This window comes from Paenibacillus sp. 2TAB19, assembly GCF_052115185.1.
Classification (GTDB): Bacteria; Bacillota; Bacilli; order Paenibacillales; family Paenibacillaceae; genus Pristimantibacillus.
The window spans coordinates 1-25,214 of record NZ_JBFRGE010000046.1; the positions used below are offsets into that span (position 1 = coordinate 1).

Genomic DNA, 25,214 nt, shown 5'->3' on the forward strand with positions numbered 1-25,214 from the left:
AGGCTCGGTAGCTCAGTCAGGCTCGGTAGCTCAGTCGGTAGAGCAGAGGACTGAAAATCCTCGTGTCGGCGGTTCGATTCCGTCCCGAGCCACCACTTTATTTTTTTTCTGCTTTTGGCAGACAGAAATAATATTGTGGAGGATTAGCGAAGTGGCCAAACGCGGGAGACTGTAAATCTCTTCCTCACGGTTCGGTGGTTCGAATCCATCATCCTCCACCATTTCCCACATCAAGAGCCATTAGCTCAGTTGGTAGAGCACCTGACTTTTAATCAGGGTGTCGAAGGTTCGAGTCCTTCATGGCTCACCATTTTTACCCAAAACAACAAACGCAACCGGAGATCTTTGATCTCCGGTTTTTTGTGTGTTTATTTAACTGTTCTAGAACTAGAGGTTGAATGGAACAATGGCAACTGGTGCTGAATTTCATTTATCCAGGATAATAGCTTCAGATCTTGCCCTCTTCCCGCAATAATGGAAAGCCCGATCGGTGGGCCGTAGGCTGATGCTATCGGAATAGAGAGCTGAGGCAAGCCCGTAAGTCCGGCAATGGAAGTGAGCTGCAGTGTACGAAGACGCCAGTCGGCAACTTCCGCGTCCGATGCATTCAGTAAAGGAGCAAGTCCTGGCGTTGTAGGGATGATTAGCACCCCGTCGTCGCCAAGCTTCTCTACCAAGGCGGAAGCAAGTGCTCCGCGCAAAAATGTATGTAGCTCATACTCTTCAGTATTCAAGCTTGCAGCCCATGCGAATCGCTCAGTGGTAGCTTTACCGAAGATGGGTTTCTCATTCTGGATCCACTCACCGTGCGTGCTCCATATTTCAATACCTTGCAGCTTGCGGAATAAGTTCATCCATTCAACAAGGCCATCACGCGAGACACGTACGTTATCATGATGTTGAATTAGTCCGGTAAGCAAAGAGATAGTCGGCTTCAAGTCCTCCCGCATATGCTTATCTGCAAGGGACCAAGCATCTTGCTCCATATAGAGATGATTAAAGCCATTATGGTTACCCGTGTCGAGCAGAAGCGCAGAGCCGACTTGAAGCATTGTAGCGACATCTGCGGCAAACCAGCCTACCGTATCGAAACTCGGCGCAAGCGGAATGACGCCGTCCATCGATACGGCGCCATGCGTGGGACGAAAACCGAATATGCCGCAATGGGAGGAAGGGACTCGGATAGAGCCCCCTGTATCTGTTCCAAGCGCAAAGTCGGATAGTCCGGCAGCGACGGCTACGGCAGAGCCGGAGGAAGAGCCGCCGGGTATTCGGTCAGGCGTTGCCGGGTTAACCGGTGTGCCATAGTGGTCATTCTGACCGCTAAGACTGAACATGAGCTCGTCGGTATGGGTTGTACCTTCTAAGCGTGCGCCATGAGAAAGCAAAGTATCAATAACGGAGGCGTTTTGGCCTGATGGACTATGCGTACGCAGCCAATCCGGATTTCCGGCTCCCGATTTTTCTCCTCGTATAGCAAATATATCTTTGACAGCGAAAGTACGGCCCAGCAAGTGGCCGGAGTTCGACGGCTCAAGAAAGAGTTCTTGGTCGACGTAAGCGTCGAAATGTTTGATCAACAGAAGCCCTCCCTTACTACGAATGAATGAAGCATTATGACGGCAATGGTAAATGGGTGAGCAAGTAGCGACTATCTTTCGTCGTGAAACGGTAACGATCCTGTGCCAACTGGCTGACGAGTACGGCGGATTCGGCATTAAACGGCATTTGGGAAATAATGCGCAGCAGCATATCCATTTCCCGCGGCTCGTAGAAACGCTGAATATAAGCAAGCAGTTGGGCATATTGCAGCATATTGCCGCTGCCCATCGGATTGAAGAAGTCGCTCATGTTATCGCTCCCCATGCCGATACGTACACCGGCCTGGTTTAGCTGCTTAACGCGCGTTATGGCTCGAGTAGCGATTGCGGTCGGGCATACCGTAACATGCAGACCAGCTTCTGCGGTGAGAGCGATAGCTTGCTCGGCAAGCTCATCCGATACGTTAGCGAGCGAGTTGCAGTGGATTGCATAGGTTTTGCCGCTCCAGCCTCTGGCTTTGACTTGCTCGGCTAAGTAAGGGAGCAGAAAATGCTCCGGCTTGCCGCTTTCGTCGGTATGAAATTCAACCCAAGGCGCATTGGCTTGTTCCGCCAGTTCGAAAATACGATTGATATGACTGCATCCATCCTGATCGGACAACGTATGGCCGCCAATGCCGATGCGACTATCCATCGTAAGTGCTTCTGTCAACAAACCGGCGGAATCCGGATAACGATCAAAGCCCTCTTGGTTAAAGGCGGTGATATCGATAATGATATCGTTCTTGTAATGCTCTCTAAGCTCCAGTAACGCTTCTATGCCCTGCAGCCCGACAAGAGGGTCGACGTCTACATGGGTTCGAACATAAGCCGTCCCATAGGAGAGAAGCTGTTGCAGCGCTTGCTCAGCTCGGCTGTAAATGTCTTGCTTCGTAAAGGACGACTTCGCTTCTCTCGTCCAGCCTGCCCGTATAGCTACCGGATCGTCCTTATAGGATCTTTCAGGTACAAGCATCCCTTTATCCAGGTGGGCATGCTCGTTCATAAAACCAGGTATGGTCCACTGTATTGGTTGTGTCATTGTTATCCTCCTATCCACGTTGCAGAGTAACTACGCTCGAACAACGGCTGCTATCAGATTGGCTCCTTGCGGACCTTGATGCTCCGAGCCAGCCGAGCAAAGGATGGAAGCATCGCCAACGAAGCTGCCTACGACTGCGTTTGCAATCGATTTGGCTAAGATGCCGGCATGCATGCTAAGCGCATCGGAATGCATCGTATGCCGCCTGCCTCTAATGTGCGGAAGCGCGTCCGAACCCGCATTGACGAATAGCTGAACGAAGCGAGCGCGGTCTCCCTCGGACAATGTTGGAGCAGCCGAGATGTTCAAGCTCTCGAACGTAGCGAGCAAGCCGTTCAAATCGAAGGCATCCTTCATAACTCCGGAGCCTACGATAAGCGGGCTTTCCGAGCCAATGGCATTGCCCATAACAATTACGCGTACCGCATATTGCTCGTTGCCTGCGGAAACCGAGGTTTTGACCGAATACAAGGAATGATCGCCGTTAATGCTGGCTTCGGAGATGAGCTCGCGCTCCACTTCCCTCAGCGCGACAGCCGAGCCAAGAGCAGATGCAGCTTTCGACCTTGTTCCGCCGATGCCCCAGGGACACTTAATCTCTACGCAATGAACGTCTTCGAGCGCTAACGAACCCGCGTCGGCAATTGCAGCGAGCACGGTCTCGCGCGTTAGATCGACTTGCGCTTGCGTACCGATTTCTTCCGCTAACAATGGACGGCTGGATGCAACACCGAATACGAATCGTTTCTCTTCCGTAGTAACTGCGGATTCTCCCGACCGTTTAACGAACAACGTATAATGTGGGCTCATAAGTCCGCCTGTCTTACCGATCATCATCATCGGGATGCGTTCGAATATTTCCTCATGCGTCCATCCCAGGTAACGCGACAGCAATACTTGAAACGCTAGCGTCGAGTATCCGCGGGAATAACCGTCACCCTCCGTTTGGGCGATAATGCCTTTAATCTCTTCTGCTTGTAATGCACCCGATTCCAGCAAAGCTTCAAGCCTGCTGACATCAGCGGGGTGGTCCATCGATAATTTGATCAAATCGCAATACATAGTTAGTTCTCCTCCAATAGCTTTATAAATTTGTCCGAAGTGGTAACAAATCCAAAATGGCGTTCGATATTGTTCAAGCTTGGTTCGTATGCGTCCTTATAAGCGCATGCCGTAGCATCCCGTATGACGATGACATGATATCCGAGCAAATGCGCATCGCGAACCGTCGATTCGACGCATGTATTCGTATTGATGCCTGTAAAAATCAAGGTCTGAATCGATTGCTGCTGCAGCCTCTCATGTAAATCCGTGCCGACAAAAGCGCTGTAGCGATGCTTCCAAAATACGGTATGTTCCTCACCGGGTGTCAGAGGCTCATAAAATTCGCTGCCCCATGTGCCGGTTCGGCAAGTATCGGGATGGTTGGAGGCTCTGCGGCGCTGCACCCAGGCATCGTCGCCGTCATTAGCTTCGTTATGCGACATTCCGATCATCCATACGGGGATCCCCGCGTGATTGGCAACGCCTCGCAGATGATCGATGACGGGAACGGCCAGATGATAATCCTCGACCGAGTACCCTCCCTTGGCGAAAGCGCCGTCTTCGTGGACAAAATCATTTTGCATATCGATAATGAATAATGCGGTTGGAAGCTCCATTACGCTCGCAAAGGTGTAAGGCTTATTTGTAGATAGCAAGAGCTACACCTCCGTCAGTACGCCCTGCGACTTGAAGACTCCGCGAATGTCTTGGACATGGGCCATGAATTGCGGATCAAGCCTCGTATCAATGGAACGCGGACGCGGAAGCCCGATCGAGATGTCGCGAACGACTTCGCCTGGACGCGGCGACATGACGAATACGCGGTCGGAGAGAAACACAGCTTCCTCGATGCTGTGGGTGATGAATACGACCGTAAACTTGAATTTGTTGTACAGCTTCAGCAGGTCGTACATCATTTGCTCGCGGGTTAGTGCGTCGAGTGCGCCGAAAGGTTCATCCATCATGAGCAGCGACGGGTTCTGGATGAGCGCCCGGCAGATGGAAACGCGCTGCCGCATTCCGCCGGACAGTTCGAACGGGTATTTGTCCGCGAAGCCTTCGAGCCCGACCATGCTGAGCAACTCTAATGCTGCGTCGCGGTTCGTGCCTCGTCCGCCCCGATCGAACCAAGTGATGCCATGCATATCGAACGGGAGCAAAATATTGCCGAGTACCGTCCGCCACTCCAGCAGCACATCCTTCTGAAAAACGACGGCGTTGCCGGCTTGTGGACCGTTCATCGGTGTGTCGTTCAACAAAATGCTGCCGCTGGTCGGCTTATCCAGTCCGGCGATGAGGTTCATGAGCGTAGACTTGCCGCAGCCGCTTGGGCCTACCACCGAAATGAAGGAAGATGGCTCGATATCGAGCGTAACCTCCTTCAGCGCTTGCACGTTGCCGCTCCTTGTCTTGAACGTTTTCTCTACACGGTCGAGCGTGATTTTTTTGCCTGACATGGGCTACGCCTCCTTTCTAGTTGCCTGGTACCATGGCATGCACCATCTCTCGAGCAAGCCGACGATGCAGTACAAGCCGATACCCATAATGGCAAGAGCGAATATGACGCAAAATTCCATCGTGACGTCGAGCTTGGAGTTGGCGGTAAGCTGCAAATAACCAAGTCCTTTCTCTGATGCGACGAACTCGGCGACGACCGCGCCTACAACGGCTAGCGTGATGCCGACCTTCAGTCCGCCAAAGATGCTCGGGAGCGCCTTTGGGAGACGGAAGTAGGCGAACGTCTGAAACGTGCTTGCCCGCATCGACTTGGCCAAATGAAGCATATCCTTCTCCATCGACTTCATGCCGACGACCGTATTGATAATGATCGGGAAGAAGGAGATCAGGAAAGCGATCAGCACTTTGGTCAGCGTGCCGAAGCCGAACCAGAGAATGAGCAGCGGAGCAAGCGATACCATTGGTACGCAATGAATACCGATCAAGATCGGGAAGAATGATTGAGAGAAGTAGTTCGAATACACGATGACGATAGCAATTGGAATACCGATGCCGACGGCCATGGCGAATCCGAGCAGAATTTCGCCGAGCGTCACGCCCCCGTGCCTTACAAGAACATCGAAGTCCACGAAGAAGCGGTGAAAAATTTGCGTTGGCCGCGGCATTAAATATTCGGGAACCGAGAATAGCAAGCAAATGATTTCCCAAAGTGCAAACAATCCGATGAGTGTGGCAACAACCGATGCGGCGCGGCCGACTTTAGCATAGTTCATAGTTCTGGTTACCTCCTCGTGCTAGCCTGGCGATTAAGGCTGCGGGGAATATTCATTCGTGAAGTAGTCTGTTGCCGGCAACTGTTTCTTGATCAAGCCGCTTTCGAACAGAACGCTCGACGTGTGCGTAATATTTTCCTCGCTGACCCAGCCGAAAGGTTTGCCCTCCAGTACTGCCAGTTCGCCGGTGCGTTGAATCTGCATAACCGTCAGCTCTTCGTCCACCGTATCCGGGAACAGCTTCTTGGCAATGGCCGCCGCTTCCTCGGGATTGTCTATCGTATATTTGAAGCCTTCATTCACTGCGGCGAGAAAGCGCTTCGCCGTATTCGGGTTGTCAGCCAAAAATTTATTGTTCGCGGCAAGCGTCAGTCCGGCTACGTCAAAACCGTAATCGGCCAAGTACATCGGCTGGAGCTCTATGCCAAGCTTCTTGTTGAACATCGGGAACTCATTCGTGGAAAATACCGCAACTGCATCAACCTCTTTGTTCAAAAATGCCGTGTTGCGCGCGCCGGTTTCCATTTTGACAAGCTTAACCTTGCTGCCGTCTACGCCATTATGTTCGATGAATTTGTCGTAGAGCGATGTGAAGGTGGAGGAAATAGACGAAGCAATCGATTTACCTTCGAGATCGGCAGGTGTTTTGATTGGGTTATCGGGATAGGACAATAAGATGATTGGCGAGCGCGACATATAGGAAGCGATGATCTTCACCGGCATGCCCTGCTCGATGCCTTGCATCGGTTCGGCTGTCGACATGACGCCGATGTCTTCTTTGTTTTGCGAAAGCACCTGAAGCGTCTGTACCGAGCTTGTGCCTTCCAGCACTTCGACGTCGAGACCGTACTTTTCGAAAATGCCTTTTTCCTTCGTGACGAAGAAAGGAGCGAACTCGCCTTTGAACTTCCAGTTCAAGCGGAGCGTTACTTTCGTTTTCTCCGGTGCGCCTATCGTAATGCCGTTCTCGTCTGCAGAAACTTCGGCAGCAGCTGGGTTAGTTGCCGCAGGCTTCGGCTCATTGCCGGAATTGCCTCCGCATGCCGTTGCAACAAGTGTTACTGCGAGAAGCGGTAGTGCCAATTTAGAAGTCCATCGTCCCATCGTTAATCCCTCCAAATGAATTGTTAGTTTACATCACTTCATATGTGATGTTTAGCTATGAGATTCATGTTACTATAGGCGAAATAGCGTAGCTATGTATAAAGTGCACATTATCGAACGGTTGAAACTATTCAAAATGAACATCTCGGTTTGTGACTAGGTGAATGCAGGCACTAGTTTGCTATATGAATGTTAAATATACTAACATTAATGATGTAAATGGTTGATCAGTCTTAGGAAGCTTGATTACAGCCTATTGAAGAGGATGTGAAGTCAGATGGCTCGTACGATGCAATTCATTGTCAAGCTTCCCGTCATGGGAAGTTCGAGACTCATGGGAGGCGCTGGTGGCCTCGGCCGCTCCATCGATTCCGTTAATATTATGGATTCGCCCGATATCGCCAACTGGGTAAGGCCGAATCAATTGCTGCTCACGACGGCCTATCATTATAAAGACAATCCGGAGGACATGGTGTCGCTCGTACAGCGTCTGCATCAGAGCAACTGTGCCGGTCTGGCCATTAAGATGAAAAGATATATCCTAGCAATTCCCGACATCGTCGTGCAGGAAGCGGATCGTCTTCGCTTTCCGCTTATCGGCCTGCCGCCGACGATGTTGCTGGGCGACGTGCTAAACGAAATTCTGGAGCATCTGCTGAACGAGAAGCAGGTGGAGCTGCAGAAGTCGTTCGATCTGCATCGCAAGTTCACGCAGCTGTTCCTTCAAGGAGCGGACTTGTCGGATATCGCACAGACGCTTGTGGCGATCATTAAGAAGCCGATTCTCATATTGAACGAGCATGGCGATCCGGCAGGGATATCGGATGCCATCCGGAAGCGATTAGGCGATCCCGAATTTATGCTGTCGATCAAAAAAATGCTTTACGCGGCCGACCTGTCCGTCGATAAACTGTCCACTCTTGCGCTGGGCAATGACGAGGTCATTCGGATTTATCCCGTATCGGTGGCAGGGGTTCTCAAAGGATACTTGTGCATGCTGGATAAGGAGTCATCCGGCGATGTTTCACTTATGCCGCTGGAGCAAGCGGCTCATATTATCGCTTACGAGCATATGCGCCAAGAAGCGCTTGTGCTAGGCGAGAGAAGGCTGCGGCAGCAATTCGTTGCCGATATGCTGGACAACAAGCTATCGAAGGAAGAAATATGGCTTCGGGGCAAGAAATACGAGATGCCGCAGGAGGGAGGCTACCTCGTCTGTGTGTGCAAGTCCGATCCGCTACCAGAGGGCCGGTTGCCCTCTAAGCTGGAACAGTCCTCGGAGCGGGAGAAGCGCAGGGGGGAGATCGAGAAGTACTGGGAAGCGAAAGCCATTCAAGCAATCACTGAGTTAAAGGGCGATGACGTCGTCAGTCTGCTCATGCTGCCGGCACAGCCTTTCTCGGCCGTACAGGAGAAGGAGTGGGTGGCGTTGCTTGCGGAATTGCAGGCACAGCTTGCTAAAGGAACGGGCGCAAGAAGCGAGAGCTGTTCGTTCGGCGTGAGCAATTATACAGGCCAGTCCGACAAGATCGCCGCTGCTTACCGAGAAGCGGAGCAGGCGCTTGCAAGCGGTTATGCTATGCGAAGCCGCAGGTTCATCCTGACTTACCGAACTCAACAGGTGCAGGAGCTTATTCAGTCTGTACCGGGCACGAAGCTGAACGACTTCTACCTTTCATCTCTTGGCGAGCTCGTAACGGTAAAGTCGGGGGAGCATGAGGACCTGCTAAGGACGATGGATATTTATTTAAACTATAATTGTTCCGTTGCCGATACGGCGAAGCTGCTGTACATTCACCGCAATACGGTGCTGAACCGGATTAGCCGCTGTGAAGCGCTGCTTAATGTATCCATGAAGGATGTCCATGACACGCTGAAGCTTAGAATCGCCCTTCTTATTCATCAATCAAGGATTTCGGAAAAGGAATAATAATCGCATCTTTTATTTTTGCCTCACTGGGGAACAATGGTACAAAAGCTTCTTCCGGAGGGGTAATCGACATGATGTATGGATTAGCGGCATTAATTAGCTTTGCGATCGTTTTTGTTACAGTACCGCCGCTTAGGAAGCTCGCGCTGAGACTTGGCTTCGTAGATCGTCCAACGACGCGCAAAATACACCGAAAGCCGATTCCCCTTATGGGTGGAGCGGCTATTTTTGCTGGCTGCGTGGCGACAATGCTGCTGTTCGTCGGATTCACGCAGCTAAGCTGGACGATCATAATCGGAGGCTTCGTGCTCGTCGCTGTCGGCCTGCTCGATGATGCATGGAAAGCGAAAGGCCGCGAATTCCCGGTATGGCCGCGCGTAATCATTTATTTGGCTGCGGCGTCCGTACCATCGATTTTTCACATCCAAATGGCAGGCATCGCAAGTCCGATCAACGGCTATTTCTATTCTTTCGACGGTTGGTTCTCATGGCTGGCGACGACGCTATGGGTGTTCGCTCTCATTAATATGATTAATTTCATCGATGGGGTGGATGGGCTTGCGTCAGGCGTTTGCACGCTTTCGTCATTAACATTGTTCGCGGCAGCGCTTATGACGGGGAGGCCCGATGCGGCGATGCTCGCCGTTATCGCTGCGGGAGTGTCCATCGGTTTCCTGATTCACAACTTCTATCCGGCTCGTATCTTCATGGGCGATGCCGGCGCGACATTCCTTGGGTATACGCTAGCGGTCATTGCGGTCGATGGCACATTGAAGCGAGCGACATTCATATCGATGCTTGTACCGTTGCTTGCGCTAGGGCTGCCAATTCTCGACACGTCCTTTGTGATGCTGCGCCGACTTATGAGCGGCAAGGGGCTTCATCATGCGGACAAGCTGCATACGCATCATACATTAATGAAGTGGGGACTGAATCAAGTCCAAACGGTATCGTTCCTATATTTGATTTCAGCGCTTTTCGCTCTGATGTCGATCATCCTTTTGCTCGCGATTGGCTGAACTTGTTTTGCCGTTATGGTACAATGACGTTAAAAAGGCGTTTCGATAGCCGTAGAGCGGCATTAGCCGAGGAGATTGGAGAAGAGCAAAAATGAGCACGACAGATTGGTTGAAACCACTGCAGCACATTTTAAATTGTCCGATTCATGTACATACGATTTCTGTTACGGAATGGGTGGAAGTGGTCAAGGATGCTGATGCGCTTTGGCCAGTAGAGCTTAATGCTCACCATCCAATGGAGGGCCAGCGTGTCGAGAAGCACAATAAGCTGCATTTCGTTGCTGCGTTGTCCGATCATTCCGTTGAGCTGCTCGAGATCGAATTCACCGGGATCAGCCAAGCTGAGAAGGAGCTTATTAGCTGGACGCTTCAGCTTGTGCGCGGTGGAGAGGCCGATTCCAAGAAAGCTTTATCCGTCTCTGAGTCGGAGCGGAATGCGCTCAAGCTAAGCGAGTGGATTCAACAGCAGCTTGAGGAGGCCGAGCCGGCATATTCGTTGCCGGATCATCTCGTTGTCGGAAGTCGCCTTTTTAATGAAATGATTCCGTTTCTACTCGTAACCGAGCAATCGAATACGAAGCTAACGACGTTCACTGAGCTTGAGAAGCTGCTTCGTTCCTTCTTATCGGACGACGTACTGCTTATTCCGTTGAAAACCCAGGAATGGCTCATATGGGGGCCGATCTCGCTTCTGCGCGACGAGGATTCAGAATCTTTCGACGAGAATGAAGAGGAGACGTTAGAGGATAGCCTGGAGTCGATCTGTTCGGGGCTGCACGAGATGCTTGCCAGCGAGTGGATCGGGGAGTGCCATCTGGCGGTGGCGCAGCCCGCGACGCCGGCCAAGGGTATCGTAGAGACGACGATTCTGCTTCGCGAGACGATTAATCTCGGCCGCAAGTTCCACGTAGGGACGAATATTCATATGCCTTGGATGCTGCAGCTGGAGCGACTGCTTAATGCTATTCCTGAAACACAGCGGGCGAAGTATTTGGAGCAATCGCTGAAACGAGCCGATATGTTCGTCGAACCCGAGATGCTAAGCACGCTGGAGACGTTCTTCACACTGGACTGCAATGTGAGCGAGACGGCCAAGAAGCTGTACATTCACCGCAATACGCTCCTGTATCGGCTGGATAAGCTGAAGCAGGAGACAGGGCTTGATGTTCGTCAATTTCGCGATGCCGTTCTCGTCAAAATCATATTGCTATTGTACAAAGTTACGAAAAGGAATTAATTTTTTTGTAGAGTATGTGCATAGTCACAAACGCTTACATCGGATAAGATAAGTGCATAACGAAATTTCTTTCTAGGGGGAAACTTATCATGGCAGGCGTACGTTTAGAGAATATCTACAAGAAATACCCGGGTACCGACAAAGCATCGGTTACTGACGTTAACTTAGACATCAAGGACAAAGAGTTCCTCGTATTGGTAGGACCGTCTGGTTGCGGTAAATCGACTACTCTTCGTATGATCGCTGGCTTGGAAGAAATTTCTGAAGGCAAATTGTTCATCGGCGACCGTCTTGTAAACGACGTAGCTCCTAAAGACCGCGACATCGCGATGGTATTCCAATCCTACGCGTTGTACCCGCACATGAACGTTTACCAAAACATGGCGTTCGGCCTTAAACTTCGTAAATTCAAAAAAGCAGACATCGACAAACGCGTTCGTGAAGCTGCTAAAATTCTTGATATTGAGCATTTGCTCGACCGTAAACCAAAAGCTCTTTCCGGTGGTCAACGTCAACGTGTCGCTTTGGGACGCGCAATCGTACGTGAGCCGCAAGTATTCTTGATGGATGAGCCGCTTTCCAACTTGGACGCGAAGCTTCGTGGACAAATGCGCGCTGAAATCAGCAAACTGACTAAGCGTCTTGAAACAACTACAATCTATGTAACGCATGACCAAATCGAAGCAATGACGATGGGCGACCGTATCGTTGTTATGAAGGACGGTTTCATTCAACAAACCGATTCCCCTGAACAACTTTACAACCACCCTGTTAATATCTTCGTAGCTGGCTTTATCGGCGCTCCTTCGATGAACTTCATCAGCGGAACGTTGTCTGAGCAAGGCGGAACTGTTAAATTCAAAGCTGCTGGCGTAGATGTTGTTGTTCCTGAAGGCAAATCCGCAGCCCTTCGCTCGAAAGGCTATATCGGCAAAGAAGTTATTCTTGGCATTCGTCCAGAAGACCTTCACGAAGAGCCTGTGTTCTTGGAAGCTTCCCCGAACACAATCGTAAATGCAAACATTGAGGTTGCTGAAAACCTTGGTCACGAAATGTACCTGTACCTGAACGGTATCGGCACTGATACAGTTATCGCTCGCGTAGACGGACGTTCCGGCCTTCGTGACGGCGCAAGCGTTAAGCTTGCTCTTGACATGAACAAAGTTCATCTGTTCGACAAAGAGTCCGAATTGAACATTTTCGAAGTTTAATACTTCGATCTAACGAGAGTTGCCTGGAAGTTTCCAGGCAACTCTTTTTTGTTTATTCATGAAAACCGTTTTTGGCGCTCGCACGTCTAATTAGTATGAATGTTTGGACGGGGAGGGAAGGCATGGAGGATCGGGATCAATGCGCTTTGGCAGCCATTCTTGGGGATGAGACGGCGCTGCTCCAGCGTATCGATATGGATAAGCGCCAGCTGTACGGTATCGCCTTCGCCTATATGCGTAATGAGGATGATGCTCTGGAGGCAATGCAGGAAACAGTATGCCGCGTATGGGCGAAGCGTCGAACGCTGCGAGAAGCGAAGTACTTCACGACATGGACTATTCGAATTTTGATACGGGTATGCATGGACGAGCGGAAGAAGCGTAAGCGAGAGCAAGAGAGAACGATTGAAGCAAGCCGCATGCGAAGTGGTGAAAAAATGCATGACGACGACGCGGCGGCAGCAAGGCTCGATATGGCTGCTCAAGTAAAAGCATTGCCTGCCAATTACCGGATGGTCGTCGTACTGAAGTATTATCGCGATATGACAATTACCGAAATAGCTGAGCTGCTGGAGAAGCCAGATGGCACTATACGGACATGGTTGAATAAAGCGTTGAAGCTGCTGCGAAGCGATAAGTCATTGACTGAGGAGGTGGAGGACGATGAACGACAAAGCGGGAAATGAGCGGCAGTTAATCGAGGTTGTGCTGAAAAATGATCGAAATTATGTTGAATGCGAAATGCTGTCGATGGAAGAAGATAAGCTCGATGCAGCTATTCGGCATGGACTTGAGAGGGGACGCCGGCATACGGTCACCAGAAGCAGGAGACGGATCAGTCTGAAGCTTGGTTTATCGGCGGTATGTATACTGCTGCTACTGACGGCATTCGTTCGCGTATCTCCTTCCTTCGCGGCGATCATAAAGGAAATTCCGGGCTTCACTGGATTTGTAGAGCTTATCGAAGGCGATAAGACGCTCGTATCGGCGCTCGACAACGAATTCATTCAACCAATGAGCTTGACCGATGAGAAGAACGGATTCAAGCTGACGGTAAACGGCGTCATTGCCGATGACAATCGGCTCGTGATCCTGTATACGGGCGAAGGACCGGGCATAACGAGTGAGACGGAGATCGAGGACTTTAAGTTGTTGAAGGAGAACGGTGAGGGAGTGCGAGGCGCGATTGGTTTCTCGCAACTCAGAAGCGACGATAAGAAAGACGCAGGATCCGTCCTGTACGATTATTTTGATGTTTCCCTTCAGGATGGCGAAGTCATGCCGGAGAAGGTGGATTTGAATGTTAAGCTGAAGGGTCAATGGCTGCAGCTGTCCGTTCCGATTGACCATGCCAGATTCGCAGGTATGCGCGAGGAAATTGCGGTTAATGAGGTTATCGAGCTTAACGGTCAACGGTTGACGGTAAAAAGCGCAGTCATCACGCCGCTGCAGGTGAGAGTGATCGTAGAGGCTGACCCAAGCAATTTGCTGCAAACAAACGGGATGATCGATGCGGTGCTGAAGGACGAGAAGGGCCGCATCTACAAGTGGAAGACAGGTATGGGGGATTATCATACAGAGATGGTCTATCATTTCCAAAGCAGTTATTTTAGTAAGCCTAAGAAGCTTACGTTTAAAGCAGACGGTGTATATATGTCCGATCGGGATCGGCTATTCGTTATTAACACGGAGACGGGCCAGACGAGCGAAACACCTGACAATCGCATCACCTATAACGGGAAGCAGGAGGATGGGGACGGATATGTCCTGCAAATCGATATGGCGAACTTGGATGAAACGGAGCAAAAGCTTGGTTATACGTTTCTCGAGCATCAGGGAAGCTTCACGGATGCGAGTGGCAAAACGTATAACCTCCTGGATAAGGATGGAACGCAGATTAAATGGAGTGCGGGAGGATTGGAGCCGGCCAGTTATTATTACAAAATTCCGATAGCCGATTATATACAGCCGCTAACGTTCCGCGTGCAGCAGTATCCGGGATATATTTTAAAGCCGATAAGCATTGCAATTAAGTAACATAAGGACGCCGAGCAGCGCTGAAACGTTGCGTTCGGCGTCTTTTTCCTTTACGATGAAGACATTGGAAACATACTTACATATCAGCTTGCTGCAGTTGTCATAAGAGGAGGCCATACGATGGCGAAAAAAGTAAAGGTGTCTGAGCTAGTCCAGCAATTTCAGCTCGAAATCGTCGCTGGAGAAGATGGGCTGAAGCGAGCAATTACGGTTGATGATTTGTATCGACCAGGCCTGGAAATGGCCGGCTATTTCCATTATTATCCGAGCGAGCGCGTGCAATTGCTTGGACGGACGGAAATATCGTTCCTCAGCACGCTGGAGAGCGAAGAACGCAAAGATCGTATGGCGTGGCTATGTAACGAGGAGACACCTTGTATTATTTTGACAAGAGGACTTGAAGCGCCTGAGGAGCTGGTGCAGCAATCGAATGAATCGAAGATTCCGGTGCTGCGCAGCAATGTGGCAACAACGATTTTGTCGAGCCGGATTACGGACTTCCTGGAGAAAAAGCTTGCGCCGACAGCGACGATTCATGGTGTTCTTGTTGACGTCTATGGCGTAGGCATGCTTATTACCGGAGGAAGCGGCATCGGTAAGAGCGAGACTGCTCTAGAGCTTGTTAAGCGCGGACATCGGCTTGTAGCCGACGATGCGGTCGAGATTCGGCAGACGTCCGACGGTCAGCTGCATGGCAGTGCGCCGGAGCTTATTCGCCACTTGCTTGAAATTCGCGGACTAGGCATTATTAACGTGATGACGCTGTTCGGGGCGGGCGCGGTAAGAACGCAGAAGCGGATTGGCCTTGTCATTAAGCTTGAGAATTGGCAGCAGGATAAACAATATGATCGTCTTGGACTTGATGAAGAAACGACGCGCATTATCGATACGGATATTCCGCTCGTAACGGTTCCCGTTCGTCCGGGCCGTAACTTAGCGGTCATTATCGAGGTGGCGGCAATGAACTTCCGTTTGAAACGGATGGGTTATAATGCGGCGCTGCAATTCACGAACAAGCTGACCGAAACGATCGCGGACGATATGGACGATTACGATTGATATTGATATCAAAGGAGATAAGCGTGAATGGAGACTTTGCTCATTAACCCGATTGCGTTCTCGATCGGCACTATATCAGTTCATTGGTACGGCATTATTCTGGGCACGGCGGCTTTGGTCGGCCTGCTGCTCGCGGTACAAGAAGGCAAGCGATTCGGCATTAAGCCGGATTTCTTCATGGATCTGCTGCTGCTTGGCGTTCCATCGGCAATTATCGGAGCGCGGATTTATTATGTGGCGTTTACATGGGATGATTATAAGGATAATTTCCTTGATGTGTTCAAAATATGGGAAGGCGGCATCGCTATCTACGGTGCGCTTATAGGCGCGTTCATTTGCGGATATTTTTATTTCCGCGCGAAGGGTTATAACTTCTTGCGGATCGTTGATATTTGCGTACCGTCGCTGCTGGCGGGTCAAATGATCGGACGCTGGGGCAACTTCATGAATCAGGAAGCTTATGGCGGACCGGTTGAAGAGAGCTTCCTGCGGGAGACGCTTCATATCCCTGCATTTATAGTGAATCAAATGAATGTTGATGGCGTATTCCATCATCCGGCGTTTCTTTATGAATCGCTTTGGAGCTTGGTCGGTATTGCAATCCTGTTCATTTTGCGCCGTCAAAGTTTCCTTCGTTCCGGCGAATTGATGGCAGCCTATTTCATCTGGTACTCCATCGGCCGCTTCTTTATAGAGGCGCTCCGTACGGACAGCTTGGGCTTCGCTGGTCCGAAGTGGTTGGCATCATTCATTGATGCGCTCTGGTCTCCAATGACCGTTGTATTCGAGGAAGGTTATTTGGACCCGGCTTACGGCAATATTAGAATATCGCAGGCTCTTGCTCTGCTTCTGATCGTGGCTGCGATCATCTTCGTTATTGTTCGCCGCAGATCGGGACTTGCCATTGCCCGTTATTCCGATCCGATCGTATCGAGTAAGCCGGAGAAGGTTGCTCAGTTGAATGATGGCAAGTCGTCTGCCGCAGGTGCGGAAGGCGATAGCGGAATTTCTGGATCTAAAGGAAAAGAAGAATAGAAGCAGGCCGGCAGTTAGATGCTGGATGTCTGCGAAAGCGGTTTGGGAGGATTGGATAGATGACAGGCAACATACGTACGATGCTCTTCGATCTGGACGGCACGATTCTAGACACTAATGAGCTTATTATACGGTCGTTCGTGGAGGCGCTTAAGGGCGTAGCAGTGGAAGGATTTGGTAGAGAGCATATTATTCCGACGATGGGTGAACCGCTGATTGACCAATTGAGGCGATTCTCCGGCCTTGAGGAAGTATCGCATCTTGTTGATGCTTATCGCGAGATTAACCTTAGGCTGCATGACGATCTTGTTAAACCGTTTGAATACGTAGTCGAAGTATTGCKCAATCTTCATGGAAAAGGGATTCAGATCGGCGTTGTCACGACGAAGATGCGCCTTACAACGGAGAAGGGGCTTAAGTTCGTTGGCATAGACGAATATGTCGATGCCGTCATTACGATTGACGATGTAAAGAATCCGAAGCCGCATCCTGAGCCGGTCAACAAGGCGATCGCGCTGCTTGGCGCCGATCCCGAGACAACGATGATGGTGGGCGACAGCGTCGTCGACATAAAGTCTGCGGTAGCGGCTGGCACGGTCGCAGTTGGCGTCGCGTGGTCGCTGAAAGGTGAGAAGCTGCTTAGCGAAGCAGGAGCGCATCATATCATTTATGATATGCGCGATTTGTACGCATTCGTCGGAATGGAGAGCGAGCCGTTTGCGAAACGTTGACCGATACCCGGTCGAAGGGCCGAACGCTCTTTGGCAGGTGTACAAGACGGTAAGCCGCTTGAAGGCGGTACGCAACTTTATATTTATCCAGCTGGCGCGTTATTGTCCAAGCTTGCCGCTCAAAAACTTCATATATCGGCGTGTGTTGGGCATGAAGGTGGGAAAGAAGACGGCTTTCGCCCTTATGGTGATGGTCGACGTATTTTTCCCTGAGCGAATCAAGGTCGGCGACAATTCGATTATTGGGTATAATACGACGATATTGACCCATGAGTATTTGATCAGGGAGTATCGTATTGGCGATGTAGTGATCGGCTCGAATGTGATGATCGGCGCGAATACGACGATATTGCCGGGTGTTACGATCGGCGATGGTGCGGTGGTGGCAGCAGGATCGCTCGTACATAAGGATGTGCCGGCAGGAAGCTTCGTCGGCGGCAATCCGATGCGAGAGATTAAGCGGAGCGTTGTCCAGCCCGATATCGCCGACCCTGCGAGGCATATTATTCATTAGCTAGCCGTCTATTGAGCAATGAAAATAGTGTGAGGAACAGCCCCAGGCGGACGAATCCAATTCGTTCGCAGGGGCTTCCTTGTTGTTATAGCTCGGAGTTGGGGAAGGGGCTTTTACTGGCTTGACGGAGCGGCGTTTTTCATGCTAATATTACGACTAATATCTTTAATTTGTTAGAATGGTAACATGGTAATGCTGTAATACACTAAAGCGACCGAAGGTGAGAACGGAAATGTCCAAACCAAAAGTATTTGAGAAGCCGATAGGCGTTAAAGATTATTTGCCGGGAGCGGTGGCGAAGCTTCGCCATATTGAGCGCCAGGTGCTCGCCTGCATGCAAGGCTGGGGCTATGAGCAAATTATGACTCCCACGATGGAATATTACGATACAGTAGGCGTTGCCAGCTCGACGTCCGACCAAAAGCTGTTCAAGCTGCTTAATAATCGCGGAACGACGCTTGTGCTGCGCTCCGATATGACGTCTCCGATTGCGCGTGTAGTGGCATCGTTATTGAAGGATGCCGATTTCCCGCTGCGATTGTCGTACCACTCTAATGTATTCCGTGCGATCGAAGAAGAAGCAGGCCGCGAGGCGGAGTTTTTCCAGACGGGCGTTGAATTGGTTGGCGATTCGTCTGCGGAGGCGGACGCTGAGGTTGTAGCGCTTGCTATTGCGTCGCTGAAAGCGGCCGGCGTAGAACGCTTCAAGATTGCCATTGGCCACGTCGGCTTCTTGAATGGTCTATTCGAGGAGACGCTGGCAGGCCGCGAGGAAGCGCAGGAGCAGCTTAAAGCTTGCTTGCTTGGACGCGATTATGTAGGCTACCGCGAGCAATTGCGCAAGCTTGCGCTTGACGAGCCGGTACAGCGCGAGCTGGAGGGCATCCTTAGGCTCCGAGGCGGACAGGAAATATGCGATCAGGCGCTGCAGCTTAGCGGCAATGAGAAGGCGCGCGAGTCGATCAGCCATCTGTGCGAAATTTGGGATGTGCTGAAGGCATATGGCGTATGCGAGCATGTGCTTATTGATCTCACAATGATTGGGGATTTCTCTTATTATACAGGCATGACTTTCGAGGGATATGCAGCCGATCTCGGATTCCCGGTAGCAAGCGGCGGCCGTTACGACAATCTGCTGTCGCAGTTCGGGCGCAAGGCGCCGGCTACGGGCTTCGCGCTGAAGACGACGCGCATTCTAGAGCTGCTCGGCAACGAGGCGGATGAAGCGGTGGAGAGAACGCTGATCGTTTATGATGCGGCGGGGCGTACGGAGGCGCTGGCAAAGGCGCAGGAGCTGCGCGGCGAGGGCGTTAAGGTTGTGACGGAGCGGTTGGCTGATGGGGATCATTCGTACGCAAAAGTAAGACTTCCTTCACAATTGCACGATAGATTCACGTTCAAGGGTAATGAATATACGGATTACATTGAATTCATTCAGAAAGGAGGCAGCGCCACATGAGCGGAGACAACAAGCAAATATTGAAAGTGGCGATGCCGAAGGGCCGCATCTACAAGCAGGCTTCCAAGCTGTTCCGTGAAGCGGGCTTGCCGATCCCAAGCGACTTCGACGACACGCGCAAGCTCATTATTGAGCTGCCGGAAGCAAAGATGGAGTTCATTATGGCAAAGCCGGTCGATGTGCCGACTTACGTAGAATATGGCGTAGCCGATATCGGCATTGTCGGCAAGGACGTATTGATGGAAGAGAACAAGGATGTCTACGAGCTACTCGATCTTGGCATTGCGAAATGCCGGATGTCGGTCATCGGCTTGCCGGATTGGAAGCCGACGATTAATCCGCGCGTCGCGACGAAATATCCGAACGTAGCATCGGCTTACTTCCGCGAGCTCGGTCAACAGGTTGAGGTCATCAAGCTGAACGGCTCGATTGAGCTTGCTCCGCTGATCGGCCTTGCCGACCGGATCGTCGATATGGTGGAAACGGGACAGACGCTGCGCGAGAACGGACTGGTGGAGATGGAATCGATCTTCGGCATTACGAGCCGCTTGATCGCGAATCGGGTTAGCTATCGGATGAAGAACGACAGTATTCAGAACCTATGCGATCTGTTGCAGGAGACGCTTGCGGCGAAGGCTTAATTAAGGCGAGAGTGCGATAGAGAAGCTTCGGTACAGGATGGTTAAGGCAAGAGAGCGATAGAGAAGCTTCGGTACAGGATGGTCAAGGCAAGAGAGCGATAGAGAATGTGTGAGGGAAGGAGCGCTACGTATGCGCATTATGAGAGCGGAGCAGTTTGGGTTGAAGCGCGAGGTCGAGTATGGCTCGCCCGAGCAGAACGAGGTCGTTCGGACCATCGTAGAGGCGGTCCGAACGGAAGGAGACGCGGCGCTGCTCAGGTACACGGAGCAGCTTGACCGCGTGAAGCTGGATGCGGCGTCGCTTCGCGTGACGCAGCAGGAAATTGAGGCGGCGTATGATAAGGTCGACGCCGCGTTCCTCACGGCCATCCGCGAGGCGGCCGTGAACATTAGGGCTTTCCACGAGAAGCAGAAGCGCACCTCGTGGATGGATCTGCAGCCGGACGGGACGCTGCTCGGGCAGATTCTGCGACCGCTGAAGCGGGTCGGCGTATACGTGCCCGGGGGCAAGGCGGCTTATCCGTCGTCCGTGCTCATGAACGTCATTCCGGCACAAGTAGCCGGCGTGCCGGAGATCGTGATGGTAACACCGCCGGCCACTGGCGGCAAGGCAGGCATCGACCCGTATATTCTCGTTGCCGCCGCGGAATCGGGCGTCAAGGAGATGTACCGGGTCGGAGGCGCTCAAGCCATTGCCGCGCTTGCGTACGGCACGGCTTCGATTGCCCCGGTCGATAAAATATGCGGACCGGGCAACATCTACGTGGCGCTCGCTAAGCGCGCCGTATTCGGTGCCGTCGATATCGACAGCATCGCCGGCCCAAGCGAGATCGTCGTCCTCGCCGATGACACGGCGGACGCATCTTACGTCGCTGCCGACCTGCTATCGCAGGCGGAGCACGACGAGATGTCGTCGGCGATCCTTATTACGCCGTCGACGAAGCTGGCCGAGGCTGTCGTCGCTGAAGTCGAGCGCCAGCTCTCCACGCTGCCGCGCGAGGCGATCGCGCGCAGCTCGGTAGACAACTACGGCGCGGCGCTGCTCGTCGACTCGCTGAAGGACGGCATCGACGTCGTCAATCAGCTGGCGCCTGAGCACCTGGAAGTGCTGACGGCCGACCCGATGAGCCTGCTCGGCCTCATTGAGAACGCGGGCGCGATCTTCCTCGGCCCGTACAGCTCGGAGCCGGTCGGCGATTATTTCGCCGGACCGAACCACATCATTCCGACGAACGGCACAGCGCGGTTCTCCTCGCCGGTCAATGTTGACGACTTCCTTAAGAAGTCGAGCTTGATCTACTACAGCAAGGAAGCGCTAATGACAAACGGCGACAAGATTATCACACTTGCGCGCCACGAAGGATTAGAAGGACATGCTCGCGCGATCGAGATCCGTTTGGAGAAGGAACGCGGGCTTTAATAGATACAAATAACGGCATTCTCGGCATCTAAATCAGAATACTGATGTCTGTTATTCGATTTAGCGGCATTTTGGGAAGCAAATTAGCCCATTTTTTCCACAGTCGGTGAAATAGCTCAATTAATTGCCCGAAATGCCGTTATAGAGCAACTTTCGTGAGAGCTCGCTGAAATAACGTCCCAAAAGGACGCTACACGCTGCATAAGAACCACAAACTGCTGCTCAGGAGCTAACCGCCCCACAGGCGGGAGATATCATACAACCAACATACAAGGAAAGTAGGAATTACAATGGCGGATACTAGAGTGCGTGAGGCGTCGGTCGAGCGCAAAACGAATGAAACGGATATTAAGCTGTCTTTCGCAGTGGACGGCACTGGCGAGACGAAGCTCGAAACGGATGTGCCTTTCCTGAACCATATGCTTGACCTGTTCACGAAGCACGGACAATTCAACCTGCAAGTCGAGGCGCGCGGAGACATCGACATTGACGATCACCACACCGTTGAAGACATCGGCATCTGCCTCGGGCAGACGCTTCGCGAAGCATTGGGCGACAAACGCGGCATTAAACGTTATGCCAGCGTATTCGTTCCGATGGATGAGGCGCTAGCGCAAGTCATTGTCGACGTCAGCAACCGTCCTCACTTTGAATATCGTGCGGAATATCCTTCGGCGCAGGTTGGAAGCTTCTCTACTGAGCTCGTTCACGAGTTCCTGTGGAAGCTGGCGCTTGAATCGCGCATTACGCTGCACGTTATCGTTCACTACGGCAAAAACACGCATCACATGATCGAAGCGGTATTCAAAGCGCTTGGCCGTGCGATCGACGAAGCGACGAGCATTGATCCTCGCGTACAAGGAGTGCCTTCAACGAAGGGAGTGCTGTAAATGATTGCGATTATAGATTATGGCATGGGCAACCTGCATAGCGTGAGCAAAGCGGTTGAACGGCTAGGGTTCGAAGCGGTCATTACCGCTGATCCGCAGCGCATTCTAGAGGCGGACGGCGCGATATTGCCGGGCGTCGGCGCATTCGGCGACGCGATGCAGAATCTGCGCAACACGAAGCTGGATGAGGTGGCGAAGTTCTACGCCGCTTCCGGCAAGCCGATGCTGGGCATCTGCCTCGGCATGCAGCTTCTGTTCAGCGAGAGCGAGGAATACGGCCGGAACGAAGGGCTGAACCTGCTACCGGGTAAGGTTATCCGCTTCCAAGGCGACTACAAAGTGCCGCATATGGGCTGGAACAAGCTGTCGTTCTTGCAAAAGCAATCGCCGCTGTTCGAAGGACTGGAAGAGGGGCATGTGTATTTCGTTCACTCCTTCCATGCAAAGCCGGAGCTGGCGAGCGACCTGCTTGCAACGACGGACTACAATCAGCAAGTGACGGCGATCGTCGGACGCGGCAACGTCTACGGCATGCAGTTCCACCCGGAGAAGAGCGGCGATCTCGGCATGAAGCTGCTCGGCAACTTCTTGGCGCTGACAGGCAGCCCGCAGCTGCAGCAGCAAGCGTAACAACGATAAAGCGATAGAAGGCCCGGCCTGGGCATATAAAGGAGAGGGCAACATGCTGGCGAAACGTATCATTCCGTGTCTCGACGTGAAGGACGGCCGGGTCGTAAAGGGCGTCAACTTCGTCAATCTGCGCGATGCGGGCGATCCGGTCGAGCTTGCGGCTACTTATGACCGCGAGGGAGCAGACGAGCTTGTATTTCTAGATATCTCGGCGTCCGTCGAAGGACGCGCGACGATGATTGAGGTCGTGAAGCGGACGGCTGGCGAGATTACGATTCCGTTCACGGTGGGCGGCGGCATTTCGCATGTAGACGATATGAAGCGGCTGCTGCGCGCGGGAGCGGACAAGATCGGCATTAATACGGCAGCGGTGAAGAATAGGGCGCTCGTATCGGAAGGCGCGCGCAAGTTCGGCTCGCAATGTATCGTCGTAGCTATCGACGCGAAGTTCAATCCGGAATGGGGCGAATGGGAAGTGTACACGCATGGCGGCCGTCAGACGACGGGCATTCGCGCGCTGGAATGGGCACGCGAGGTCGAGCGTCTCGGCGCGGGGGAAATACTGCTGACAAGCATGGACGCGGACGGAACGAAGGACGGCTTCGACGTGAAGCTGACTCAGGCCGTATCGGATTCGCTTGGCATTCCGGTTATTGCCTCCGGCGGAGCGGGCAAGGTGGAACACTTCAATGAAGTGTTCCAGCAGGCACATGCGGATGCGGCTCTAGCGGCGACAATTTTCCATTATAAAGAAATGACGATTCGCGAGGTTAAGGACGATTTGCGTCTGAAGGGAGTAGAGGTTCGATGACGGTTAACGATTACAACGAGCTGCTTACACAAATCAAATGGGATGCGGCGGGACTGATTCCGGCTGTCGTTCAAGACGCACAGAGCAAGGAAGTGCTCATGCTTGCGTATATGAACGAGGAATCCCTTAAGCTATCGATAGAATCCGGCGTTACCTGGTATTGGAGCCGCTCGCGCAGCGAGCTTTGGAACAAGGGAGCGACTAGCGGACATACGCAGCGCATCGTCTCGATGTCCTACGACTGCGACGGCGATACGCTGCTGCTTCGCGTGGAGCAGCAAGGTCCGGCTTGCCATACAGGCCGATACAGCTGCTTCTATAATGCGATCGAGGTGCAAGGCGCATCAACGCCAGCTGCTGAACCGACAGAACAAGCAGTTGAGCGCTTCGCCATGCTCGGTCATCTGGAGAGCGTCATCGCGCAACGAGATGCAGAGCGTCCAGACGGCGCTTATACGACGTACCTGTTCGAGAAGGGCGTTGATAAGATTCTGAAGAAGATCGGCGAAGAAGCTTCTGAAGTGATTATCGCGGCAAAAAATGAAGACAACGACGAGCTGCGCAGTGAAGCGAGCGATTTGATCTTCCATCTGATGGTGCTGCTGCGCGAGCGCAAGCTGCCGCTTGACGACGTAATGCGCGAGCTAAGCGGCCGCGTAGGCAAGCCAACTACGAACAAAATGAGATAGTCCACAGGCTGTCGAATTTCCGAAACGCCCCATTTTACAAAACGAAAGGCCGGAATGCTCATGTTTATCGATTATCATACCCATCATGCCCGCTGCGGCCACGCGGTTGGCGACTTGGAAGAGTACGTGAAGAAGGGCATCGAGATCGGACTTGCGCAGATCGGCCTTTCCGACCATATGCCGCTGCTGCATGTTGACCCCGCAACTTACTTGCCGGAGATGGCGATGCCGATGGAGGAGCTTCCGCGTTATGTCGAGGAATGTCTCGCTCTGAAGGAGAAGTACAAGGGACAGATCGACGTTCGCGTCGGTCTGGAAGGCGATTATATCGAAGGCTGCGAGGAGCAGATCGAAGCGATCGTTAAGGCTTACCCATGGGATTACGTGATCGGCTCCGTTCATTTTCTAGGCGAGTGGGACATTACCGACTTCCGTCAGACGGCGGGCTGGGAAGGGAAAAACAAGCTTGCGGTGTACGAGCAATATTACGATGCGGTTATCAAAGCGGCAGCAACGGGCTTCTACGACTACATCGGCCATATCGACGTCATCAAGCGGTTCGGCTTCAAGCCGGATGAAGATGTGACTCATTTGGAAAATGCAGCGCTTGAAGCTGTCAAGAAGCACGGTCTTGCGATTGAGCTCAATGCATCGGGTTTGCGGACGCCGGTGAAGGAGATGTTCCCAAGCCGTCGCATGCTCGAATATGCCTACGAACTAGGGATCCCTCTGACGATCGGTTCTGATGCGCACCAGCCTGAGAGACTGGGTCAATATTTGGAAGAAGCGCGCGCTGTGCTTAAGGAAGTCGGCTATACGCAGCTAGCGACATTTAATTGTCGAAAAATATTGCTGATTGATTTTTGAATTATCGTAAATTCGATGTATAATAGGATTGAA

General features: G+C 52.1%; 25 protein-coding genes and 3 tRNA genes. 21 read left to right on the forward strand and 7 right to left on the reverse strand.

The window, feature by feature from the left end:
- Positions 1-19 precede the first annotated feature (19 nt).
- The 3 genes from AB4Z33_RS19710 (at position 20) to AB4Z33_RS19720 (ending at position 310) form a co-directional block, all read left to right on the forward strand.
- Positions 20-95: transfer RNA gene (locus AB4Z33_RS19710), tRNA-Phe, on the forward strand.
- 42 nt (positions 96-137) lie between these two features.
- Positions 138-221, forward strand: a tRNA-Tyr gene (locus tag AB4Z33_RS19715).
- A gap of 13 nt (positions 222-234) precedes the next feature.
- Positions 235-310 (forward strand) — tRNA-Lys (locus AB4Z33_RS19720).
- Positions 311-368: 58 nt separating this feature from the next.
- Here AB4Z33_RS19720 and AB4Z33_RS19725 read toward each other — a convergent pair.
- The 7 genes from AB4Z33_RS19725 to AB4Z33_RS19755 are packed head-to-tail and all read right to left on the reverse strand — an operon-like array spanning position 369 to position 7,001.
- On the reverse strand, positions 369-1,580 hold the full coding sequence (locus AB4Z33_RS19725; protein WP_442051542.1) for an amidase: 1,212 nt from the start codon (positions 1,578-1,580) through the stop codon (positions 369-371).
- A gap of 34 nt (positions 1,581-1,614) precedes the next feature.
- Entirely contained in the window at positions 1,615-2,622 is a 1,008-nt protein-coding gene (locus AB4Z33_RS19730) for an amidohydrolase family protein (protein ID WP_442051543.1), read from the reverse strand.
- A gap of 30 nt (positions 2,623-2,652) precedes the next feature.
- Positions 2,653-3,684 carry a ring-opening amidohydrolase gene (locus AB4Z33_RS19735; RefSeq protein WP_442051544.1) on the reverse strand — a complete coding sequence of 344 codons (1,032 nt, stop codon included), beginning with the start codon at positions 3,682-3,684 and terminating at the stop codon, positions 2,653-2,655.
- A gap of 2 nt (positions 3,685-3,686) precedes the next feature.
- Positions 3,687-4,322 carry a cysteine hydrolase family protein gene (locus AB4Z33_RS19740; protein WP_442051545.1) on the reverse strand — a complete coding sequence of 212 codons (636 nt, stop codon included), beginning with the start codon at positions 4,320-4,322 and terminating at the stop codon, positions 3,687-3,689.
- Positions 4,323-4,325: 3 nt separating this feature from the next.
- A complete protein-coding gene (locus tag AB4Z33_RS19745) occupies positions 4,326-5,123 on the reverse strand; it encodes an ABC transporter ATP-binding protein (protein ID WP_442051546.1) in 798 nt (265 codons plus the stop codon).
- Between the two features lie 3 nt (positions 5,124-5,126).
- Positions 5,127-5,897, reverse strand: coding sequence for an ABC transporter permease (locus AB4Z33_RS19750; protein WP_442051547.1), 771 nt, complete (start codon positions 5,895-5,897; stop codon positions 5,127-5,129).
- Between the two features lie 33 nt (positions 5,898-5,930).
- Positions 5,931-7,001, reverse strand: a complete 1,071-nt coding sequence (locus tag AB4Z33_RS19755; protein ID WP_442051548.1) for an ABC transporter substrate-binding protein — start codon at positions 6,999-7,001, stop codon at positions 5,931-5,933.
- A 277-nt stretch (positions 7,002-7,278) separates the two neighbouring features.
- Here AB4Z33_RS19755 and AB4Z33_RS19760 point away from each other — a divergent pair, with 277 nt between their 5' ends.
- From AB4Z33_RS19760 to hisJ, 18 genes are all read left to right on the forward strand, one after another.
- Positions 7,279-8,931: a PucR family transcriptional regulator gene (locus AB4Z33_RS19760; protein WP_442051549.1), complete on the forward strand. Its 1,653-nt coding sequence runs from the start codon at positions 7,279-7,281 to the stop codon at positions 8,929-8,931.
- Positions 8,932-9,002: 71 nt separating this feature from the next.
- Positions 9,003-9,950: an MraY family glycosyltransferase gene (locus tag AB4Z33_RS19765; protein WP_442051550.1), complete on the forward strand. Its 948-nt coding sequence runs from the start codon at positions 9,003-9,005 to the stop codon at positions 9,948-9,950.
- A 91-nt stretch (positions 9,951-10,041) separates the two neighbouring features.
- The gene (locus tag AB4Z33_RS19770; protein WP_442051551.1) at positions 10,042-11,187 is read left to right on the forward strand and encodes a PucR family transcriptional regulator; all 1,146 of its coding nucleotides are present in this window, start codon (positions 10,042-10,044) and stop codon (positions 11,185-11,187) included.
- A gap of 89 nt (positions 11,188-11,276) precedes the next feature.
- Positions 11,277-12,398 (forward strand): ABC transporter ATP-binding protein, encoded by a 1,122-nt coding sequence (locus AB4Z33_RS19775; protein WP_442051552.1) that lies wholly within the window; start codon positions 11,277-11,279, stop codon positions 12,396-12,398.
- A gap of 122 nt (positions 12,399-12,520) precedes the next feature.
- Positions 12,521-13,084: a sigma-70 family RNA polymerase sigma factor gene (locus AB4Z33_RS19780; protein ID WP_442051553.1), complete on the forward strand. Its 564-nt coding sequence runs from the start codon at positions 12,521-12,523 to the stop codon at positions 13,082-13,084.
- The gene (locus tag AB4Z33_RS19785) at positions 13,062-14,435 is read left to right on the forward strand and encodes a DUF4179 domain-containing protein (RefSeq protein WP_442051554.1); all 1,374 of its coding nucleotides are present in this window, start codon (positions 13,062-13,064) and stop codon (positions 14,433-14,435) included. Before AB4Z33_RS19780 ends, AB4Z33_RS19785 begins: the two co-directional genes overlap by 23 nt.
- A 120-nt stretch (positions 14,436-14,555) precedes the next feature.
- A complete protein-coding gene (hprK, locus tag AB4Z33_RS19790; RefSeq protein WP_337104383.1) occupies positions 14,556-15,494 on the forward strand; it encodes an HPr(Ser) kinase/phosphatase in 939 nt (312 codons plus the stop codon).
- Between the two features lie 27 nt (positions 15,495-15,521).
- Positions 15,522-16,529: a prolipoprotein diacylglyceryl transferase gene (gene lgt, locus AB4Z33_RS19795; protein ID WP_442051555.1), complete on the forward strand. Its 1,008-nt coding sequence runs from the start codon at positions 15,522-15,524 to the stop codon at positions 16,527-16,529.
- 59 nt (positions 16,530-16,588) lie between these two features.
- Positions 16,589-17,260, forward strand: coding sequence for a pyrophosphatase PpaX (ppaX, locus tag AB4Z33_RS19800; protein ID WP_442051556.1), 672 nt, complete (start codon positions 16,589-16,591; stop codon positions 17,258-17,260).
- Positions 17,247-17,774, forward strand: coding sequence for an acyltransferase (locus AB4Z33_RS19805; RefSeq protein WP_442051557.1), 528 nt, complete (start codon positions 17,247-17,249; stop codon positions 17,772-17,774). Before ppaX ends, AB4Z33_RS19805 begins: the two co-directional genes overlap by 14 nt.
- A gap of 232 nt (positions 17,775-18,006) precedes the next feature.
- Entirely contained in the window at positions 18,007-19,233 is a 1,227-nt protein-coding gene (locus AB4Z33_RS19810; RefSeq protein WP_442051558.1) for an ATP phosphoribosyltransferase regulatory subunit, read from the forward strand.
- Positions 19,230-19,874 (forward strand): ATP phosphoribosyltransferase, encoded by a 645-nt coding sequence (hisG, locus tag AB4Z33_RS19815; RefSeq protein ID WP_442051559.1) that lies wholly within the window; start codon positions 19,230-19,232, stop codon positions 19,872-19,874. Before AB4Z33_RS19810 ends, hisG begins: the two co-directional genes overlap by 4 nt.
- Before the next feature lie 130 nt (positions 19,875-20,004).
- The gene (gene hisD, locus AB4Z33_RS19820) at positions 20,005-21,294 is read left to right on the forward strand and encodes a histidinol dehydrogenase (protein ID WP_442051560.1); all 1,290 of its coding nucleotides are present in this window, start codon (positions 20,005-20,007) and stop codon (positions 21,292-21,294) included.
- 290 nt (positions 21,295-21,584) lie between these two features.
- The gene (gene hisB / locus AB4Z33_RS19825) at positions 21,585-22,184 is read left to right on the forward strand and encodes an imidazoleglycerol-phosphate dehydratase HisB (protein WP_337104375.1); all 600 of its coding nucleotides are present in this window, start codon (positions 21,585-21,587) and stop codon (positions 22,182-22,184) included.
- On the forward strand, positions 22,185-22,814 hold the full coding sequence (hisH, locus tag AB4Z33_RS19830; protein ID WP_337104374.1) for an imidazole glycerol phosphate synthase subunit HisH: 630 nt from the start codon (positions 22,185-22,187) through the stop codon (positions 22,812-22,814). It begins immediately after the preceding gene.
- Between the two features lie 52 nt (positions 22,815-22,866).
- Positions 22,867-23,625: an imidazole glycerol phosphate synthase subunit HisF gene (gene hisF, locus AB4Z33_RS19835; protein WP_442051561.1), complete on the forward strand. Its 759-nt coding sequence runs from the start codon at positions 22,867-22,869 to the stop codon at positions 23,623-23,625.
- Positions 23,622-24,314 carry a bifunctional phosphoribosyl-AMP cyclohydrolase/phosphoribosyl-ATP diphosphatase HisIE gene (gene hisIE / locus AB4Z33_RS19840; RefSeq protein WP_442051562.1) on the forward strand — a complete coding sequence of 231 codons (693 nt, stop codon included), beginning with the start codon at positions 23,622-23,624 and terminating at the stop codon, positions 24,312-24,314. Before hisF ends, hisIE begins: the two co-directional genes overlap by 4 nt.
- 60 nt (positions 24,315-24,374) lie before the next feature.
- On the forward strand, positions 24,375-25,181 hold the full coding sequence (gene hisJ / locus AB4Z33_RS19845; protein WP_337104371.1) for a histidinol-phosphatase HisJ: 807 nt from the start codon (positions 24,375-24,377) through the stop codon (positions 25,179-25,181).
- Positions 25,182-25,214: the final 33 nt, after the last annotated feature.